The 20829-nt window shown below is 41.3% G+C and carries 18 protein-coding genes; 3 read left to right on the top strand and 15 right to left on the bottom strand.

Features of this window, described 5'->3' with window-relative positions; all coding sequences use genetic code 11:
* Window positions 1-42 precede the first annotated feature (42 nt).
* The gene (gene mnmC / locus SPK40_RS21890) at window positions 43-2067 is read left to right on the top strand and encodes a bifunctional tRNA (5-methylaminomethyl-2-thiouridine)(34)-methyltransferase MnmD/FAD-dependent 5-carboxymethylaminomethyl-2-thiouridine(34) oxidoreductase MnmC (RefSeq protein ID WP_330961910.1); all 2025 of its coding nucleotides are present in this window, start codon (window positions 43-45) and stop codon (window positions 2065-2067) included.
* Between the two features lie 109 nt (window positions 2068-2176).
* On the opposite strand, the gene SPK40_RS21885 is transcribed toward mnmC, so the two are convergent.
* The 5 genes from SPK40_RS21885 to SPK40_RS21865 form a co-directional block, all read right to left on the bottom strand.
* A complete protein-coding gene (locus tag SPK40_RS21885) occupies window positions 2177-2488 on the bottom strand; it encodes a hypothetical protein (protein ID WP_248141120.1) in 312 nt (103 codons plus the stop codon).
* A 130-nt stretch (window positions 2489-2618) separates the two neighbouring features.
* Window positions 2619-3785: a nucleotide sugar dehydrogenase gene (locus SPK40_RS21880; RefSeq protein WP_330961906.1), complete on the bottom strand. Its 1167-nt coding sequence runs from the start codon at window positions 3783-3785 to the stop codon at window positions 2619-2621.
* A gap of 180 nt (window positions 3786-3965) precedes the next feature.
* Window positions 3966-5336, bottom strand: a complete 1371-nt coding sequence (locus tag SPK40_RS21875; RefSeq protein ID WP_330961905.1) for an MBL fold metallo-hydrolase — start codon at window positions 5334-5336, stop codon at window positions 3966-3968.
* 505 nt (window positions 5337-5841) lie between these two features.
* The gene (locus tag SPK40_RS21870; protein WP_330961904.1) at window positions 5842-7212 is read right to left on the bottom strand and encodes a phosphomannomutase CpsG; all 1371 of its coding nucleotides are present in this window, start codon (window positions 7210-7212) and stop codon (window positions 5842-5844) included.
* A gap of 34 nt (window positions 7213-7246) precedes the next feature.
* Window positions 7247-8713, bottom strand: coding sequence for a mannose-1-phosphate guanylyltransferase/mannose-6-phosphate isomerase (locus SPK40_RS21865; protein ID WP_330961903.1), 1467 nt, complete (start codon window positions 8711-8713; stop codon window positions 7247-7249).
* Window positions 8714-8983: 270 nt separating this feature from the next.
* On the opposite strand from SPK40_RS21865, the gene wecA (SPK40_RS21860) reads away from it, so the two are divergent.
* Both wecA (SPK40_RS21860) and SPK40_RS21855 read left to right on the top strand, forming a co-directional pair.
* Window positions 8984-10021, top strand: coding sequence for a UDP-N-acetylglucosamine--undecaprenyl-phosphate N-acetylglucosaminephosphotransferase (gene wecA / locus SPK40_RS21860; protein ID WP_330961902.1), 1038 nt, complete (start codon window positions 8984-8986; stop codon window positions 10019-10021).
* Between the two features lie 188 nt (window positions 10022-10209).
* Window positions 10210-10389 (top strand): hypothetical protein, encoded by a 180-nt coding sequence (locus tag SPK40_RS21855; protein ID WP_248141126.1) that lies wholly within the window; start codon window positions 10210-10212, stop codon window positions 10387-10389.
* Between the two features lie 86 nt (window positions 10390-10475).
* On the opposite strand, the gene wecA (SPK40_RS21850) is transcribed toward SPK40_RS21855, so the two are convergent.
* The 10 genes from wecA (SPK40_RS21850) to SPK40_RS21805 all read right to left on the bottom strand — a co-directional run bounded on the left by wecA (SPK40_RS21850) (window position 10476) and on the right by SPK40_RS21805 (window position 20827).
* Window positions 10476-11570 (bottom strand): UDP-N-acetylglucosamine--undecaprenyl-phosphate N-acetylglucosaminephosphotransferase, encoded by a 1095-nt coding sequence (wecA, locus tag SPK40_RS21850; protein WP_330961901.1) that lies wholly within the window; start codon window positions 11568-11570, stop codon window positions 10476-10478.
* Window positions 11571-11681: 111 nt separating this feature from the next.
* Window positions 11682-12095, bottom strand: a complete 414-nt coding sequence (locus SPK40_RS21845; RefSeq protein ID WP_330961900.1) for a WbuC family cupin fold metalloprotein — start codon at window positions 12093-12095, stop codon at window positions 11682-11684.
* A gap of 11 nt (window positions 12096-12106) precedes the next feature.
* Complete coding sequence (locus SPK40_RS21840; protein WP_330961899.1) at window positions 12107-13312, bottom strand: glycosyltransferase family 4 protein; 1206 nt, start codon at window positions 13310-13312, stop codon at window positions 12107-12109.
* Window positions 13312-14442 (bottom strand): non-hydrolyzing UDP-N-acetylglucosamine 2-epimerase, encoded by a 1131-nt coding sequence (gene wecB, locus SPK40_RS21835; RefSeq protein WP_330961898.1) that lies wholly within the window; start codon window positions 14440-14442, stop codon window positions 13312-13314. The genes SPK40_RS21840 and wecB overlap by 1 nt, the downstream gene beginning before the upstream one ends.
* On the bottom strand, window positions 14439-15545 hold the full coding sequence (wbjC, locus tag SPK40_RS21830; protein WP_330961897.1) for a UDP-2-acetamido-2,6-beta-L-arabino-hexul-4-ose reductase: 1107 nt from the start codon (window positions 15543-15545) through the stop codon (window positions 14439-14441). Before wbjC ends, wecB begins: the two co-directional genes overlap by 4 nt.
* A gap of 1 nt (window position 15546) precedes the next feature.
* Entirely contained in the window at window positions 15547-16581 is a 1035-nt protein-coding gene (gene fnlA / locus SPK40_RS21825; protein WP_330961896.1) for a UDP-N-acetylglucosamine 4,6-dehydratase/5-epimerase, read from the bottom strand.
* Between the two features lie 2 nt (window positions 16582-16583).
* Complete coding sequence (locus SPK40_RS21820; RefSeq protein ID WP_330961895.1) at window positions 16584-17399, bottom strand: glycosyltransferase family 2 protein; 816 nt, start codon at window positions 17397-17399, stop codon at window positions 16584-16586.
* Complete coding sequence (locus tag SPK40_RS21815) at window positions 17392-18402, bottom strand: glycosyltransferase (protein ID WP_330961894.1); 1011 nt, start codon at window positions 18400-18402, stop codon at window positions 17392-17394. The genes SPK40_RS21820 and SPK40_RS21815 overlap by 8 nt, the downstream gene beginning before the upstream one ends.
* Window positions 18402-19691, bottom strand: coding sequence for a hypothetical protein (locus SPK40_RS21810; RefSeq protein WP_330961893.1), 1290 nt, complete (start codon window positions 19689-19691; stop codon window positions 18402-18404). Before SPK40_RS21810 ends, SPK40_RS21815 begins: the two co-directional genes overlap by 1 nt.
* Before the next feature lie 2 nt (window positions 19692-19693).
* Window positions 19694-20827 carry a polysaccharide pyruvyl transferase family protein gene (locus SPK40_RS21805; RefSeq protein ID WP_330961892.1) on the bottom strand — a complete coding sequence of 378 codons (1134 nt, stop codon included), beginning with the start codon at window positions 20825-20827 and terminating at the stop codon, window positions 19694-19696.
* Between the last annotated feature and the right edge of the window lie 2 nt (window positions 20828-20829).

The raw sequence follows: 20829 nt of genomic DNA, 5'->3' as shown, positions 1-20829 counted from the left end.
CATCAGAATATCTAAATTGGAGAGGTTTTCCTTTTGTCCCATTTGTCGCCAAAACAGATAGAAAATGCCGTGCTTGACTGGAATGATGCAGGTACACCGGTTTCGAACGATTTCGATGACGTGTACTTTTCCAATGCGAACGGGCTGGAAGAAACACGCTATGTGTTTTTGCAGCAAAACGGACTCCCGGCACGCTGGGAAACCTTTGACCGTCGCCGGTTTGTCGTTGCCGAAACCGGTTTTGGCACCGGCCTGAATTTTCTGGCCGTATGGCAATGGTTCAAAAACTTTCGCCAGAGCAACCCGGATGCTTGTGTCAAAGAACTGCATTTCATCAGTTTCGAAAAATTTCCGGTCACCCGGGACGATCTGATCAAGGCCCATGCATCCTGGCCGGAACTGGCTGAACTTGCCGATCAGCTACATGCCCATTACCCGCCAGCGGTTGCCGACTGCCACCGTCTTGTACTGGAAGACGGCATGATTACTCTGGATCTCTGGTTCGGCGACATCAAAACCTCTCTCCCTCAAGTATGGACCCATCAGGAAGGCTTGGTCGACGCCTGGTTCCTGGATGGTTTTGCACCCAGCAAAAACCCGGAGATGTGGAATCAGAACTTATTCGACGGCATGGCATCTCTGGCACGCCAGGGATGCACCACGGCGACCTTTACTGCTGCCGGTTTTGTTCGTCGCGGGTTAATTGAGGCCGGGTTCGACATGAAGAAAGTCAAAGGCTTTGGCCACAAACGTGACATGCTGGCCGGCACCTACGCAGAACGTCGTCAGGGCGCCAACTTTGCCCCCTGGTACGCCCGTCATCAGGCGGCTGACTTATCGGATATCGCCATCATTGGTGGCGGGATTGGATCAGCCACCACCGCACTGGCCCTGACCCGCAGAGGTGTCAGCGTCAGCCTGTACTGTGCAGATTCGATGCCTGCAGAAGGAGCATCCGGCAACCGGCAAGGAGCGGTTTATCCGCTGCTCAACGGCTCAAATGATGCGCTCAGCCGTTTCTTTGCCCCGGCCTATCTCTATGCCCGCCAGTTTGTGGAACAAGCTGCCCGGTTCAGCGAATTCAGCCACGACTGGTGCGGTGTGACCCAACTGGCCTGGAGTGAAAAATCCGCTGAAAAACTCGACAAAATGCTGAACGGCGGCTTCCCGCCGGAAGTCGTCCATGCGCTGGATATCGCGCAAACTGAAGCCGTAACAGGGATACACAGCGGCCACCGCAGTGTGCATTACCCGTTGGGCGGCTGGCTGTGTCCGCAGGAACTCACCCGAGCTCTGATTCAACAGGCACAGGCTTCCGGCCTGCTGATGCTCCATCCGGAAACAGACATCTGCAGCCTTGAGAGAAATGGTAACGAACAATGGCTCCTTTCAAGCAAAGATGGTCGCCAGTTCGTCCATAAGACCGTCATCGTCGCCAACGGCCATCGGTTTGAAGATTTTGAACAGACAAAACCGATCCCGGCCTACGCTGTCCGCGGTCAGGTCAGCCATGTTCCGAGTGAAGGTGAGCTGGCTGCTCTGAAAACGGTACTGTGTTACGACGGTTACCTAACACCGGCCAATCCCTCGACCCGCACCCACTGCATCGGAGCCAGTTACCGCAGAAACAGTACCGACCTGACATTTTCTGAAGAAGAACATACAGATAATCGAACCCGTCTGATGGACTGCCTGCCCGATGCAGCCTGGCCAGAAGCCATTGATTTTTCTGCACAGGATGCCCGGGTTGGCGTCCGATGCGCCAGCCGGGACCATTTACCTTTTGTCGGTGACATCTGCCGGTTTGATGATGTACTCAGCCAGTATGCGACCTTGCGGAAACAGCAAGAGAGTGCGGAAGAGGTCCCTGTTTATCCTGGGCTTTATGCAATGATCGGATTGGGCTCACGAGGACTCAGTTCTGCACCGCTGCTCGGGGAAGTCCTCGCATCACAGCTTTGCGGCGATCCGCTGCCATTGCCAATCAGCGTACTGGATGCACTGCATCCAGGCCGGATGTGGGTACGAAAGCTGTTGAAAGGAAAAGCGGTCGACAGCGCTTCCTGATGACAGAACACCGATGAAAGAACAGCATGAGACATCCCCTCTGCGGATTGATGTCTCATGAAGTCATCACACAGAAAATACTTCCCGGCGCACGGGTCCTGTGTCGCAGCTATTCCTGAGTCGTCACCGGTGGTGAAGTGCTATCACCGCCGCCACCAGTATCAGAAAGCGCCACGCCAATCACGACAGCTGCCACACCGACAGCAACAACCGTTGCCGTTAAACCTCCGGCAGATGCTGCCGAGGCTGTTGTAATACCCGCTGCGGAGCCTTTGGAAGCCGCCGTTGATGAAGCGACCGTCGAGGAAGAAGAAGTTACCGATGATGAGGATGTTGCCGATGCTTCTGCTGCGGTTTGCGCTGCAAGTGCCCCCGCATTCATCAACCCGGCAACTGTAAGCGCAATCACAAGAGTTCTCATTGCTGCCCCTGACCAACAAAAAAAGTAGGTATTTTCAGTATAGTCAGGGATGGGAGAAATCTGTGATCTTCATAGAGGTTTTAGGGCAAGAAAAGCACGCATCCTGCCCTAAGTTGCGGCATCTGATTGATTAATCAGAGCCAAATAAATCACGTGTGTAGACTTTGTCCGCTACTTCATGTAGTTCATCGGACATTCGGTTCGAAACAATCACATCCGACATTGCCTTAAACTCCTCCAAATCATGAATCACTCTGGAGTTAAAGAACTCGTCTTCTTTCAGTACCGGCTCATAAACGACCACCTCAACCCCTTTGGCTTTGATGCGTTTCATGATCCCCTGAATCGAAGAAGCACGGAAATTATCTGAACCACTCTTCATGATCAGACGGTAAACACCAACCACCTTCGGCTTCTTGCTCAAAATGGCTTCAGCAATAAAGTCTTTGCGTGTCGAGTTTGCATCGACGATAGCGCGGATAATATTATTCGGCACGTTCTGGTAGTTTGCCAGCAACTGCTTGGTGTCTTTTGGCAAGCAATATCCGCCATAACCAAAAGACGGGTTGTTATAGTGATTACCAATACGCGGATCCAATCCGACCCCCTCAATGATCTGGCGGCTGTCCAGTCCGTGCGCAGCAGCATAACTGTCCAGTTCATTGAAATAAGCTACCCGCATCGCCAGGTAAGTATTCGAGAAAAGCTTCACCGCTTCCGCTTCTGTCGAATCGGTAAACAGCACCGGAATCTCTTCCTTTTCAGCCCCTTCAATCAGCAGATCAGCAAAGACTTTTGCACGCTCTGATTGCTCGCCAACAATGATTCGGGAAGGATACAGGTTGTCGTAAAGTGCTCGCCCTTCACGTAAAAACTCAGGCGAGAACAAGATGTTCTCAGTCCCCATTTCCTCCTGAATGCGCTGGGTATATCCCACAGGAATCGTGGACTTAATTACCATGACCGCATCAGGATTGATTGCCATCACATCTCGGATGACAGACTCCACCGATGAAGTATTGAAGTAATTCGTCACCGGATCGTAATCCGTCGGGGTAGCAATAATGACAAAATCAGCATTGCTGTATGCAAGCGTTTTATCTGTTGTTGCCGTCAGATTCAATTCACGATGTTCGAGGTACTCGCTGATTTCTTTATCAACGATTGGAGACTTTCTTTGATTGAGAAGTACAACTTTCTCTTCGACAATATCCAGCGCAATAACCTGATGATGCTGGGCCAGCAATACAGCATTTGACAAACCCACATAGCCTGTTCCCGCTACTGTTATTTTCATTATCCTTCCTCAAACTTGGTCGATATAACACCAATGATAACTTTGTCTCAATCTTTAGTAATGGCTTTGCTAATGGAGTCCACCCCGGGCATGTTCAGCCATGAAATCATGCGTTCAAGCTATCACGGTATTTTTTCAGAGACTAGAATATCGAAAGACTCCCCTGATGCAAGCAATGACTTAATCCGGGGTCAGGTTTGCGCAAACAATCACCTTCGCATCCGGTTTAATCTTCCTGAGACGCTTTGCCAGCGCTTCTTGCGCCGGTCTGTCGCCATGTACCAGACGAATTTCATTAGGCCCCTGTTCAATCCCTCTGACGAAACGAACCAGATCATTCTGATCCGCATGCGCAGAATACCCGGTCATCGTATGCACTCTAGCTTTCACTTCAATTCTGCTGTTGTGAATCATCACGGCCTTTGCCCCATTCTGAAGTTCACGACCCAGTGTTCCCCGGGCCTGATAGCCAATCAGCAGCAAGTCTGTTCTGGGATCAGGCAATAATGCTTCCAGATAACTCATGATCCGTCCTCCCGTACACATACCACTGGCGGCCACAATGACAGCTGGTTCACCACTTGCTTTCAGGCGATTAACCAGTCCAATGTGGTCGCTGTGTTCATCTATCTGTGTACATTGGTCAAAATCAAGCGGGTGACGGCCACTGTCTAATCTGGCTTTGGCCTCTTTCGCCCACAATCGCTTAAATCCCTGATAGGCCAGAGTAATTCTCATAGCCAATGGCGAATCCAGAACAATGGGTAACGACAACCAAGGACTGTTCAATCGGGCATTCTGGCTTTCCCCCGTCACTATATTTTCCAAATCAAACAGCAGCTCCTGCGTCCGTCCAAGACTGAAGGCCGGAATGAGAATCGCACCACCATCCTGCAACGATTGCTCGACAATTTTTTTCAACGCCTGTTCACGGTTCTCCACTCCGGGATGTCGTTTATCGCCATACGTACTCTCCAGCACTAAGACATCGGCATGCGACGGCGGTACAGGATCCACTAAGAGCGGTGTATTGCTGGGTCCCAGGTCACCGGAAAACACGACTTTCTGATGTTCAGGCAGAGTTAACTCAACATATGCAGAACCTAAAATGTGCCCTGCCTGCCGAAAGAACAGGCTCACATCCTGCCCGTCCGGCAGCATAATTTGAGCCCGACAGTCAAAAGGAACAGGTTTAAGTTGTGAACGAACCAGACGAATAAAGGCTTCGCATTTTTCATCACTCAGCCCTAGTTGCAGTTTCAGGCCATCTTCAAGCATGAGGGGCAACAGCGATGCGGTAGCCTCCGTCGCATAAATCGGCCCACGAAAACCGGCTGCAAGTAACCAGGGAATTCTGCCCACATGATCAATATGGCAATGTGTAAGAATAAGTGCCTTGATTGGCTCAACAGGAAAAGTAATATCGTTGCCGATTCTGGCCTCCTCCCCCTGAAATGCGCCGCAATCAATTAACAGACTGTATTTTCCTAACTGTAGTTCGTGACAGGAACCGGTCACTCCGTCCCTGGCACCATGGTGTAAAATCTTCACCTGATTCCCCTGGTGTTTTATTCGTTGTTAAATTACTCACTCCAGCATGACAAAGTTACTAATAGGTGGAACGTTAATAGCAAAATTGCGCGACTTAATTCACGAAAAACTTCATCAGTAAACACGAATTAATGCCAAAATTCCGACAATTTAGTCATTAGCACCATCACTAACAACACTCCCATCAATAGTGAATAGGCGAATAAGTAACCATGTGTTCAGTGTAATTGTTAATTGCATACATGAAGGCTTTTTATTTCAACACTCAGAAAGCCACAAGCCAATGATTCAAATCACATAAAAATGAAACGCCGAGTGAAATGTTATGGGGAAATCCAACCTAAAATAAAACACCTCAAGCAAACAGACTCGCATAAATATGAAAGTAAATGTCATGGAAAAGTCACGTTTATCAACCAAAACTCACTCAATATTGTATTCCCTGATTTCACACCCGTTCATTCATCTAATTTTCTTCAGTTATCGCATTCAATATCATCATTTCCTACGACTGAAGTATTGATAATATTTCAGCCGTTTTCTCTTCCATCAACGTGATATCCCCTCTGGATTCGACATTCAGGCGAAGTAAAGGCTCCGTATTAGAGGCACGCAAATTCAAACGCCATTTCGCAAAACTCAGGCTAATACCATCCGTGGTATCCACATCTAAAGCATCAGGTGCAAAAACAGCACATACTTTTTGAATCGCAGTTTCTGTATCGGCTACTGTCAGGTTAATCTCTCCCGATACCGGATAAGCCTGAATTCTGGCAGCCACAATTTCGGACAGAGGCTGTTCTTTCACTGAGAGCAACTGAGTCACCAGCAACCAGGGAATCATTCCGCTGTCACAATAAGCAAAATCACGAAAATAATGGTGCGCACTCATCTCACCGCCGTAGACAGCATCCTCCTGCCTCATACGTTCTTTGATGAAAACATGACCCGTTTTTGACTGAATCGCCTGCCCACCAAAATGATCGACAATCTCCATCGTGTTCCAGATTAGCCTGGGATCATGAATAATTTTGATTGCCTCCCCTTCAGACTGCTGCAAAAAAGCCTCCGCCAGTAAACCCACGATGTAATAGCCTTCAATAAACTCTCCGTATTCATCGAACAGAAAACAACGGTCAAAATCACCATCCCAGGCAATACCCATATCTGCCTGATGTGTGATCACAGCTTCTGATGTTGCCATACGACATTCAGGCAACATCGGATTCGGGATCCCATTCGGGAAGTTGCCATCTGGGTGGTGGTAGATTTTCACAAACTGAATCGGGAGCTGTAACTGGCAAAAGCGGGCTTCCAGTGCATCGATTACATGACCTGCGGCACCATTTCCGGCATTAACCACCAGCTTCAATGGCCTGATTTTATTGGGAGAGATATAGGATATGAGATGTTCAATGTAAGCATCCAAAATGGATATCTGACTCAGCATTCCCTGCCGGTCAGAAAGAGCAAACTGATTGCTCTCGGCCAGTTGTCGGATTTCCGCCAACCCACTGTCATAACTGATTGGCACTGCCTCCTTACGAACCAGCTTCATCCCGTTATAATTGCCAGGATTATGGCTAGCCGTGACTTCTATCCCGCCATCCACGTCCAACGTCTGGGCTGCAAAATACACTTCTTCCGTTCCTGTCAGACCCAGATCAAGTACATCGGCGCCAGCATCCATCAGCCCCTTTCCCAAGGCTCTTTTCAGTGCAGCCGTAGTCAGTCGGGCATCACCACCAACGGCAACACGTTTGGGCCGGAAATACTGTCCATAAGCCCTGCCGATCCGGTAGGCGATATCTTCATTCATCTCAAAACCCACTTCACCGCGGATATCGTAGGCTTTGAAACATGTAAGAGATTCCATTGCGTCTCCTTGGCAATCACTAATCAGGATGCAGTCATTTCCTGCCATATCGGTCTTCAAACCGGACAATATCATCCTCACCGAGATAACTGCCTGATTGTACTTCAATCATTTCAAGCGGGATTTTGCCAGGATTTTCCAGAGCATGAATTACGCCAATCGGAATATAAGTCGATTCGTTTTCAGTCAGGAGCCAGGTCTTATCACCCTGAGTGACTTTCGCTGTTCCGGAAACAACCACCCAGTGTTCAGAGCGGTGATGATGCATCTGCAGAGACAGCTTTTCACCCGGATTGACCGTAATATGTTTCACTTGGTGGCGAAGGCCATGGTCGACCTGTTCATATTTACCCCAGGGACGATACACTTCCCGGTGAAACTCAAGTTCCGGACGATGCGTCTCCCTGAGCTGCGCAACGATGGCTTTTACTTCCTGCACTTTGTCCTTTGCTGCGACTAAAACTGCATCCTTGGTTTCAATGACCACCACATGCTCCAGTCCGATGGTGGCGACCAACCGGCTGTCAGCCCGAATATAACTATGCCGAGTCTCTGTCGTCAGTACATCACCTTGAACGACATTGTATGACTCATCTTTCTTGCCTAACTCCCATAAGGCAGACCAGGCGCCTACATCACTCCATCCGGCGTCCATCGACACCATAACCGCTGAGTCCGTTTTTTCCATCACCGCATAATCAATGGAATCAGACGGGCAGGCTGCAAATGCCTGACGATCGACACGGATAAAATCTTTATCCACCTCAAGGGACTGGACCGCATGCTGACAAGCAGACAAAAGATCCGGGCGATATTTCCCCAGTTCCTGAAGATAGGCTGACGCTCTGAATAAGAACATGCCACTGTTCCAATAATAGTGGGCGCTGACTAAATACTCTTTCGCCGCATTGAGATCCGGTTTTTCAACAAACTGAGCGACTTCGTAACCAGCTCCTGAGGGCTCACCGCGCTTAATGTAGCCATAGCCGGTTTCAGGAGATTGTGGCGGAATACCAAAAGCAACTAGTTTCCCGGATTCAGCAAGTGGTATGGCTTGCTCAACAGCCGCCACAAAAGCTTCATGGTTTTGAATACAATGATCAGCTGCAAGAACCAAAAGGAGGGGATCTGTTTCTTCGAGTGAAACCGCAGACGGGCACTCACTCGTCAGCAACGCAGCCAAAGCTATCGCCGGTGCGGTATTTCTGCCTTCAGGCTCAAGTAGAAAGCGATGCTTACCGATACCACAATGCCGTAATTGTTCAGCAGCAATAAAGCGGTGACTTTCCTGACAAATGACTAATGGTGGCTGATGGTCCAGCCCGTCAAGGCGCTGAATGGTCTGTTGCAAAAGCGTGAAAAATTGATCAGGAGCGGCAGAGGACAATTGCTTTTCTGATGACGCAATAAGTGACAAGAATTGTTTCGGGTATTGCTCCCGGGATAACGGCCACAACCGACTGCCCGTGCCCCCCGCCATAACGACTGGCAAAATCTGCATATCACCTCCCTTTCTGCAACTTGTTCAGCCTCAACCGGACTTTATGAATTGAGTTTTTTGTTCCGGGAACGTCTTACGAAAACAAGTATAGACAAGCCAGCGCCTGTAGGAATGATGAAAAGCATGACTTCAAATACTGCGAGAGAGCCTGAAATTTCTAAAAGAATTGAACAGAAGTAATAATTTACTAACCGGACATCTTTTCTCCTCTTCCTAGACTTGCGAAATCTTGGTAGTCTTTCGACGTTTTGACAGCTTTCGGAATTGAGCATGTTTGCAGATTTTTTCTTTGTATTTTTTTCCTCGTTCGCTGCACTTTTTTTACTCCGGAAGGTCGCAAAACGTGTGGGTTTGGTTGATCAGCCCAACGCAAGAAAGCTTCATGACGGAGCCGTGCCCCTTGTCGGCGGCTTGGCTATCTGTATCACGCTGGCTCAGTTCCTGTATTATTCTCCCAGCATCCTCGATGATGCCGGACTGTATACCCTCTGTATTGTCATCCTGACTGTCGTTGGCGCTTTAGATGACAAATTTGATGTCAGTTTCAAGATCCGGTTATTAATCCAGGCAACCCTTTCGGTCTGTATGATGTACTTTGCCGGACTGGAACTACACACCCTGGGAAATATGGTAGGATTCGGTAAAATTGATTTGGGCATGTTCGGGTATCTGGTCACCGTACTGGCAGTCATAGGTGCAATCAATGCCTTCAATATGGTGGACGGTATCGATGGACTGCTAGGCGGATTATCTATCGTGACTTTCGGCGGACTCGGCATCATGCTGTTCCACGACGGGCAGCTTTCACTGGCCTATCTCTGTGCCATTATTATCATCACCATCATCCCTTATATCCTGCTGAATCTGGGCGCATTTGGACGAAGACGCAAAGTCTTTATGGGAGATGCTGGTAGTATGCTCATTGGCTTTACCGTAATCTGGTTTTTGTTGCTTGCCAGTCAGAATGGCAGCCGCCCGCCTCTGCGGCCTGTGACCGCGCTATGGTTGATTGCCGTCCCCCTGATGGACATGGCAGCCATCATGATCCGTCGTATTAAGCGCGGAGACTCTCCTTTCAAACCTGACCGGGAGCATCTGCATCATATCTTCCAGCGCCTGGGATTGAATTCCACTCAAACACTGATTGCTATCTGTACTATTGCAACTTTACTGAGCGGCGTGGGTATCTATGGTGAAATCGCTAATGTACCAGAGTATGTGATGTTCTGGCTTTTTATTGTCGGCTTTGTCATCTACTTCATTCTGTTATCGAAAGCAGAAAAAAGAAACACAGCTGTGAATACTTAATCTACCGTGCAACCACATTCACTAATTCCTGTGAGAGCTGATTGAAGGGCGTTAAAAACACCTTTTTTCACACAAACTGATCTTAAACCGCATAATAATAAGTAAGTCTCAGTTTAATTCAATCTATCTACAATTCATGACGCCATAGTATGGATTAGCATACAAACAATCTTTCAATGGCAGGAATCATGACGACTAACGATCACATCCTTCGCTTTAAAGACTACTGGAAACAGATTTTCGCATTTGTTCTGGAAATTGGATTTTTATTGCTTTGGGAAGTGATTTACCAGCTTGCTCAGCTGGATAAATTTGATAAAGAAGCGAAGCAGCTTCGCAGAGAAGACAGATCAGATAGCCTGCAGTAAGAAAGAAAAAACCCAGACCGAGGCCTGGGTTAATGCGATGAGCATTCATAAGATCACATCCGACGACTCTCTCGAATGTCCTGACTTTATTGCTCAGAAGGAACTTGTTCCGGAGCTTTTGGCTGTGCTCGTCCTGTCAGACGATGAATCCAAGTCGTAATACGCCAGATATGGCTTATGACTGCAAAGTACACACCAAACATTAACAAGAAACCAATCAGCATGACCGTTTCGTTAATTTGCGCCAAATCTGACCATATCCCAATCATCGCCATCGTCGCTGCCAAACTGCAAATCACAATCAAAGTCATGAATGGTGATAACCCAATCCGCTGGCAGATATGATGCAGGTGTTCCCGGTCTGGTTTGAACGGTGACTGTCCTTTACGAATCCGGCGGATCATAATCGTCGCCATATCCATCAACGGCAGCGCAATTAACCAAAGTGCAGTCACAGGTCGCATCGCACTTTGTGCACCAGCTTGCGTCGCTTCCAGTAATAACCAAATTACCGTGAATCCAATAAAGATACTGCCAGCATCCCCCATGAAGACCTTAAAACGACGCCCTAGCGGAAAACCCAGATTCAACATGATATAGGGAACCATTGCCGTCACAATCAGGGTACAAATGGTAAACAGTTCAGTATCTCCGGATACATAAAACACATAGCCAAGTGCCGCAAAGCTGACTGATGCCAGACCACCAAGCAAGCCATCGATGCCATCCACCATGTTAAATGCGTTGATCGCACCAATAACTGCCAAGATAGTTAATGTCGAACTTAGTACGACTGGCAAATCGAGAGGGAAATTGCCAAGCATATAACCTAAATCATGCAGACTTTTCTCACCTATGAAAATCATCACCAGAGAGACACCAGCCTGTACCAAAAGTCGAAGTTTAAAGCTGATGTCGTATCGATCATCAACAACACCTATCACGACCAACACAGAAGCACACCCCAGATACAACCAAGGATTTTGTGGAAATAAATCAAACAAGCAGAAAGCAATTGCAAGTGTCATAAATATAGATACACCACCGACCAACGGAACAACACCTTGATGGTGTTTTCGTTCATTGGGTGCATCTACTAGTCCGATACGTTTTGCAATTTTCCTGCAGATAAACAAGCTGCAAAAGGACATTAAGAAGGCAAATAGGAATGCAGAGGTCATGGCATATTCTCTTACGGATATAGATAAAAAACTATCCATGCGAAATTATAGAAACACTATAATTAACTTAACTGATATGATCTAATAAATTAATTTTAGAACCAGCATGATTTAATTATTATCAAAAGAAGGGAATACTTTTGCATGCACTTCATCAAAAGGTCCCTCTTTCACTTCCAGCATTAATGCCCTCTCTGACAAACATTCGACACTATGAATAAGTCCAGGCTTAAGCTCAATCATTGGAATCACATCATCTGAACTAATAAAAATCCGATCAACAACAATACCTGAACTATTATAAAAAACAAGAACAACCTTACCTTTTATCACTGTAAACAGTTCCCATTGATGCGATAATTCATGATAATGTGGTTCAACAAAACTACCTTTAACCATTGCTATTAGTAGTCGTTGAACTTTATCCTCATGCGATTTATGTAATAGTAAATGAGCTCGTTTTCTTGAAGAGGATTCAGCTGAACTGAACAAAGCATCAATTTCATTGTCATTTATTTTATTCATAAATCTCTTCTTCATGATTTTTTATTCAGGGAATTGATTATGTCTTTAGCTATTGATGAAACTGCAAACTCTTTCTCAAGTAAATTTCTTGCATTTGATCCAAGCTTATTTCTGTATTGATTACATTGATATAATTTTTTAGCAGATTCAAACAATAATTCATTTTCCCCATTTACATGAACATGCCCAGCTTTAAACTCATTTACGAGTTCTTTAAGATCATTACCTGAATTAACACTTCCTAGAATGGGTAATGCTTCTACCATATAACCCAACAATTTCCCCGGGAAATTATGTGCTGTGTGGGCTGATGATAAAGAGAATAACCCAACATCAACTTCGGAGAGTATTAGTTTAAATTCTTCCTGACTAATAGAAGGAATATAAGTAAAATTATTTAACTTCCACTCTTGAGATAGCTTTAAAATAAGTTCGACTTCATCACCCTGACCAACAAATAAGAAATGAGCCTTTGGATATATCATCATTCTCCGTGCCAACCGAACCAAATTGGCCATATCTTGTGCATGACCAATATTACCGCCATAAAAAAAGATAACTTTATCTTTTAATCTCAAGCGTTCACGAATTGATACATAACCATCCGGATAATTAATAACTGGAATCAAACTTGCCCAATTTCTCAGAACATGACAATTGTAATGATTATAATCCTGTCGAAAAACCTCAATGTTCCTCTCAGACATTAAGCCAATAAAATTGGCCTGATTATAAGAGTGCCTCTCAAATAATCTAAAATATTTTTCTATAAGCGATCCTTCGCGTATCATTCCTGCATCAATAACCCAACGCGGAAAGAGATCTCTCAATATCAAATAAGATGGACACAGACAAATATTTTTTATTCTTTTAACAAGTTCACCCAAAAATATTGAAGGTGAGTAGTAAATCACTCCATCAAAACTATCTGAATAAACTTTTCCTTTAATCGAGGACCAAGCACTATATGATAAACGTGATTCATTAATTGCACGCTTAATTTTTCCAACATCCTTAATCGGTGAGCTCTTATAGCGCCAAACGGTAACACCTTCATAACACTCCATCAGTAACTTTTCTTTTTGATTAAAGCCTGGTGTTATTACTGTTACGTAATGACCTTCTCTCATAAGCTGCTGAGCCAGCTCATGAAACATCTTTGCCCCAACACGTGTACTATCAGGTAAGTAATCATCAATCAATAAAGCTAATTTCATTAATACTCTTTCCAGACAACACGCCTAACGTAATCTGTGTAAGAATGGATAATTCTTACAACTTTATCCGAAACATTAGGCATTGAATAATCTGATACTTGACGTAATAATCGTTCTGAACCTGATGGTTGGGTTTCCAAAATTTTCAATGCCTGCATTACCCTCTCAACACCGAGACCAACCATCATTACGGATGCTTCTTCCATACCTTCTGGACGTTCATGAGCTTCACGTAAGTTCAATGCTGGGAAGTTTAATATTGATGATTCTTCGTTAATTGTACCGCTATCAGACAAAACAGCCTTAGCTTTCATTTGTAAATGGTTATAGTCATGAAAACCTAAAGGCTTAAGTAAGTGGATATTCTGATGGAAATCAATTCCTTGAGCTTCAATACGATTGCGAGTTCTAGGATGCGTTGAAACGATTACAGGCAACCCATAGCAACTTGCAACTGTATTCAAAGTCTCAGCCAGTTTTTTAAGCTGTTTAGGTGAATCCACATTCTCTTCGCGATGTGTACTAACAAGGAAAAACTCGCCTGGTTTTAAGTTTAATCGCTCTAAAACATCTGATGCCTCAATCCTAGATTTATAAAAATTCAAAACTTCGAACATCGGACTACCAGTCTTAATCACCCTATCAGCAGGAATACCTTCTGCTAGTAAATAATCTCTGGCAATAGTACTGTACGTTAAATTGATATCTGCAGTGTGATCAACAATACGTCTGTTTGTTTCTTCTGGAACGCGCTGATCAAAACAGCGATTACCCGCTTCCATATGAAAAATTGGTATTTTTCTACGTTTAGCAGGCAACGCAGAAATACAAGAGTTTGTATCCCCTAAAACAAGCATTGCATCAGGGCTGATTGCTTCTAAAACTTCATCGACATTAATAATAACCTGACCAATGGTCTCTGCCGCATTTTTTCCCGCAGCACTTAAAAAATAATCAGGCTTCTTAACACCCAAATCATCAAAAAAAACCTGATTCAATTCAAAATCATAGTTCTGACCAGTGTGAACTAAAATATGTTCACAATGCTCATCTAATTTAGCTAAAACTCTTGACAGCCGAATAATTTCTGGCCTTGTACCTACGACAGATACGACTTTTAATTTTTTCACTTCAATGGTCTCGCAATAGTATCCGGTACATCTCTATCAAAAACTTCATTCGCCCAAAGCATGACTACTAACTCATCCCCACCAACATTAGTAATATCATGACTCCAGCCAGGAACAGTTTCGACGATTTCAGTCTTCTCTGATGATGTGGTTATTTCGTAAGTTTCACCAGTGATAACATGTTCAAATCTAAATTTAGCCATTCCCTTTAAAACTAAAAACTTTTCGTTTTTAGAATGATGGTAATGCCCACCACGTGTAATACCAGGGTGTGCTGTAAAAAAAGAGAATTGACCTGACTCTTTTGTCTTTAGCATTTCACAGAAAATACCACGTTCATCAGCATAACTTGGCACAGTATAAGTAAATTGTTTTGGTGAAAAATAACTTATATAAGTCGAATACAACGCTCTGACCAGCCCCTGCCCTACATGCTCTGTAATTAGAGAATTTCGGCTTGACTTAAACAATCGAATCGTCTCGGCGACACTACCAACAGTTGTCTGATATTCTGGGTGTACTGTTTTGAAACCAGGCTGCTTATCCCTACTAAGTAGAGAAATTAGCTCATTACAAACATCATCAATATAAATCAGATTGACAGATGCACTGGGATCATGAATGTTGATATCAATATCGTTAGCAATATTATGACAAAAAGTTGCAATAAATGAGTTGTAATTGGGTTTACACCATTTTCCAAACACATTAGGAAAACGGTATATGAAATAATCAGCCCCAGTACTTTTCCCGTAAAGCTCAACTTTTTCTTCGGCAATTTTTTTACTTAAACCATAAGGCGTATCATTTGTTGCTTGCATTGATGAGCTAACCATTAATGGTGTTTTACTCCCATTTTTAATTAACTCTTTGACAATAAACTCAGTTAAATCTGTATTACACTTTAAAAATTCAGATTCATATTCAGTTCGATTCACTCCAGCTAAATGAAAAACAAAATCGGCATCTGCTAATGCGGAGACTAAATCATCTGAAGTTGAAGAAGAGCCAAGCAGAACAAGGTTAGTATATCCACTTTCATTTAATCTTAGACAGAGGTTTTTGCCAATAAATCCGTAGGCACCTGTAACTACAATTTTCATATTAAGCATCCAATTCGTACTGTTCACCTGCACACATAGCTCGGATAAAAGGAAGCTTTAATAAGAGTGCTTTCATTCCAGCAACATCTAGTCGTTCAGTATTATGTGAATTATAGTCTTCAAACTCTGAAATTCTTGTATCACCATCTTCCACAAATTTTCCATAATTAAGATCACGTAAGTCAGGTGGAACACGATAATAATCGCCCATATCGGTTGCGGCAACCATTTCCTCACGACTTAAAAGAGCTTCATAGAGTTTTTCTCCATGACGTGTACCAATGATATTTATCGGGTGTTCATTAACATCGAGCATTTCCCGTAGTGCTTTCGCAAGAGTTTCAATAGTAGCTGCAGGTGCTTTCTGAACAAAAATATCACCACTATTACCATGCTCGAATGCATATAAAACCAGATCAACCGCATCTTCCAATGTCATCATAAACCGGGTCATATTTGGGTCAGTAATGGTCAAAGGTTTCTTTGCTTTAATTAAGTCAACAAACAACGGAATTACGGAACCCCTTGATGCCATCACATTTCCATAACGAGTGCCACAAATAACCGTTTTAGACTCATCAACATTTCGAGACTTTGCCACCATGACTTTTTCCATCATAGCTTTTGATATCCCCATTGCATTAATAGGGTATACTGCTTTATCAGTACTTAAACAAACTACACGTTTAACTTTGTTAGCTATTGCTGCTTCTAATACATTTTCAGTTCCGAGCACATTAGTTTTAACTGCCTCCATCGGGTGAAATTCACAGGAAGGTACTTGTTTCAATGCGGCGGCATGATAAATAAAATCAACACCTCGGGTTGCAGTCAAAATACTATTGTAATCTCTCACATCACCAATATAAAACTTCAGCTTAGGATTATTATATTTCTTCCTCATGTCATCTTGTTTTTTTTCATCACGAGAAAAAATACGTATTTCTTTAATATCAGTATGTAGAAATCTATTTAGAACAGCATTTCCAAAAGACCCTGTACCACCAGTAATTAATAAAACTTTATCTTTAAACATTCTTATTTTTCTCTCTCAAATATTTTAGAGTCTACCAGAAATCTATACCAAAAAGTTTGCAAGAAATAAAAAATTAATCCCTGCCTTCCATCAAGAAACCCTACTTTAAAAATATACCTATAAATAAACATAAGGAAAGCTCTTAAAAACATAGGAGCTCTGTAATACTTCTCTTTCAGTTTTCTGGATTTTTTTGCTGCACCTAAATTAGACGTTTCATCTTCTTTCGATAACATCTTATAATACTCGTTCACTTCTTTTTCTGAGTATTTATTATGTTTATCTATCCAAAAAGATAGCGATGATAAGTTATCATCAATAAAATCATTTCTTAAAAAATCAGTCTTACCAGAAAGTAGAACCATATGTTCATCCATCTCACGATTTTCACATATAGCTTTACCCTTCCTCCATAGTCTCATCAATACTGTTGGATAATAACCGCCATGTCTCATCCAGCGTCCCATAAAATATGTACGCCTTTTGATATTAAACCCATTAATATCATTAGGAACACCCCTAGAAAATAACTCTTTTAATTCAAGAATCAACTCTGGAGATAAATATTCATCCGCATCAATTCTGAATATAAATTCATTCTTGAATTCAATATTTTGAAGCGCCCAATTGATTTGATGAGAATGATTCACCCATTTATTTTGGTAGAATCTCGCTCTATTATTTTTTACTAGAACTTCAGTTTGATCCTGAGAAAAAGAATCAACTACAACGATATCATCAGAAACGTTTAAAATTGATTGAATGCACCTTTCAATATGTAATGATTCATTATAAGTTATTATAAGAAAGCTAATCATATTTTATTCCGTTTATAAACATATCAACAAAAACATTATTCGCCTTGATATAAGCTGGTTTGTAAGCACTAGAGTCAAATAAGTAATCTTTCATTTTCATTACTGTATCTTCGACATTAGCTATATCTATATAATTACAGTCCCCAATTACATCATTAACATAGTTAAGATTTGGAGCAAAAATAGGTAATTTAAGCATTGCTGCTTCAATTAATGGTAATCCAAAGCTTTCTAGAATTGATGGAAATATTAAAGCAGAAGAAGCTCGATATACATCAACGATTTTTTCAAATGGTAATAATCCCAGATTTTCAATAGAAACAATTCTTCTTTTGTTTATTACATTTATTTCATTCAAAATGTTCTCATAGCGTTCTTCATTTGGAACGGTTACTATTACTTTGCAAGGTATCTTCAATGTAGATAAACGAGAAAGGCAATCAAATAAAAAATCATGTTTTTTATGTATACTAGGTAGACCAATGAAGCAGAAATCATATAGTTTCTCAACTTTCTTGAATTCCAATTCCTTATAAAATGGTAATATAAGAGATTCTTTATTATAATAGGATATAATCTCTTTTTTCATAGACTCTGTCTGACAAGCCACATGAGAAACATTATGAATAAAAAACCGAATATATAATTTCAATAATGATATCTTTACTTGCTGTTTGAAATTAAGATGTTTATAACAAGTTCTTTTTTTTACTAGATATGCATTATGTATATACAAGATTGAGTTTTTAACTTTATTTAGAGGTGGGAGATTACCAAAAAACAGAACTCTTTCATATTTTTGAAAAATCAGTAACGAAAAAAAAAGGTTTCTTCTTTTTTTTACCATTACATTGTTGCTCAAATATATTTTATTTAAATCTAATTTCTCATGAATATACAAGTCCACTATAATGTGTTTTTTAGTTAATTCAGATAAAAGCTCATTAAGCAAGACTAAAGCTCCTCCTGTATTAACATTCACCGCACTTATGGCTATTTTCATCACAAACCTTTCGTTGACTTTGTCAGCTTAACTAGCATCCATTTAAGAAAAATAAGTGTCATAAATATAATAATGAATCTTGAGGATGCTCTCATTGATGCAATGTTTGACATTAATGTCAAATAAGTGAATGAAAAGAATAGCAACTTTGCAATGATATCCTTAGAAAGAGCTCTGACATCAACAAAATTCGCGATCCATCCTATAATACCACCCACAAGTAACATTCCATACGATCCGAACCATAAAATAGATTCACTTACAATGTCAGAATTTATCCCAATGCTAAATCCAAAATGAGGTGTCAACGATTGATATGGGACAAAAAGCTCAGTAGGCAAAATAAATGATGGTATTGGTGATATATATAGTAAAAATAGCAAAGGATCAGGTTTTATATTAATTGTTCCATCAGCTAATCCCGCATGGGTTAACGTTGTAGTTGCAAAACCAGAAACTGTTGCAAAAAAGAAATCAAATATTAACGGTATATCACTATATGTCTTCCCAAAACCTAAAATGAAGTTATCTATACCTATTCCGTTATTTCTAACATAAAGCGCATTAATATAAAAAGCAGATATAAAAAAAGTTAAAAGTAGCAACTTTAACTTACTAAGACCTCTTTCTGAAAAATATGAAGCTATTACTATCATCACAAATGGTAATACTACCGCTCTTCCCGACAATGACATAGGATATACTAATACATAGCATAGACCACAAAAAATTAGTATGTGGTTTTGTTGATAATTATAGTGTCTTAATAAAGAATAAAATAATGTTAGCAATGATATTATATATGCTAAATTTACTATTTTTTCATTATCAAATTCAAATCTAGTTTTAGGGAAAATAAACTCTTCAAGACCACCAGCTCCGACTATGAAAAGGAAAAGTGATATTACATACAGTACACAAATATGAGTGCTATTAAACCGTCTATAAAATTTAACAATCTTTTCGTTTTTCAAAATCAAATGATTATTCAACGTTTGAGATCTATTTTTCCTCCGTAAATTTAACTGCAAGATATATACAACATCAAATGTGCATTTGAACAAAAAATAAGACCAAATTGCCGATGATGCATAATCAGAGTAAAATATTGACTCATTGAATAATGTATCAGTATAGCCCAACACATATAAATAAGGGTAAGCATAACTGCCAAAATAAACCAATGTCGCAAGGGTATAAGCATTTATTATACTTTTTCTCTTATGATTCACATACAAAATCAATAAGAGTTGAAATATAACCCAAATAAGGAAAAAAGTATCAGACATAATTATCTCAACGATAAATCTAAAAATTCTTTCGACTTTACTCTTTCAGATTCAATTTTATCTGATACATTATTTGCCACATAATCTATAGAGAAATCACTGTGTGAGTTTATATTTTCTTTCCCATAAATCAGCCTATCGGATAGGCCAACTACATCTAACAAACTTACTATTCTATTTGATAGCTTTCCAGGAGACACTGCAAAGAAATTTTTCCGAAAAATTAGAGAAAAACATACACCATGGAAAGAATCTGTAATTATAAACTCTGCATTTTTGAATAAATGCAAAAACTCACCCACACTTGCATCTCTAATTTTTGTTTTTGCTCGATAATAAGGATATATATCTTGATCGATAGAAACCACGTCAAGTCCTGTTAATTTTGAAAAATACTCCACTACAATTCTTGTTTTCTTTACTTTAGGTACAGAGTAAAACAATATGTACTTATTATTTGATATTTGTTTTACACGCTTTGTTTCTTCTGGAAATCGAGACAGCCACTCATCCCGGCTTAAAAGTAAAGTAGGATCTAATACATGTGTGACGTCTTTACCGACTAATTCTTGGATTTCAGTCTTTCTTTCTATCTCTCTGACAGAGATATGATCATAAGAAGTTAAAGATTTTTTTAATGTATTTATATTCTTAGTGTCAATTTCAAATGCCCCCATTGATGATGCATAAGAAATCCTCTTTGAGTCATTTCTGCCAAAATTTAGTAAATAATTTGTATCCAAATTTTCATTGCTACTGACACATACAGGATTCCAAATTTGATCACTACCAGATACTAAAACATCAAATTTTTCATTTGCATAATTGTCTACTTCACTTGAATTTAACCTTGGCGTTAAGTTGAACTTATTAACTATGTCCAATTTGAACTTTCTTATCACTCTCCATCTTGGAATTATTCTTAATAAATCTTTAACTGCACCTAGACCTGACTTAATAGACGTTATATTAAATCGAATCAAATGAAAACTGCTTTCTAATTTCTCGTTCCTATAATCAATTACTTCAACATCACCATACTTCTTCAATGATTCTTGTGTTGCAAAGGCTTGTAAAAAAGCACCGTAATTATTTGCTCGATGTATGGTTATTAATCCAATTTTCTTATTTTTCACTA

The sequence above is a fragment of the Photobacterium sp. 53610 genome (assembly GCF_036409375.1).
Lineage (GTDB): Bacteria > Pseudomonadota > Gammaproteobacteria > Enterobacterales > Vibrionaceae > Photobacterium.
The sequence above is the reverse complement of the archived record's forward strand: the minus strand, read 5'-3'. Positions and strand labels throughout refer to the sequence as shown.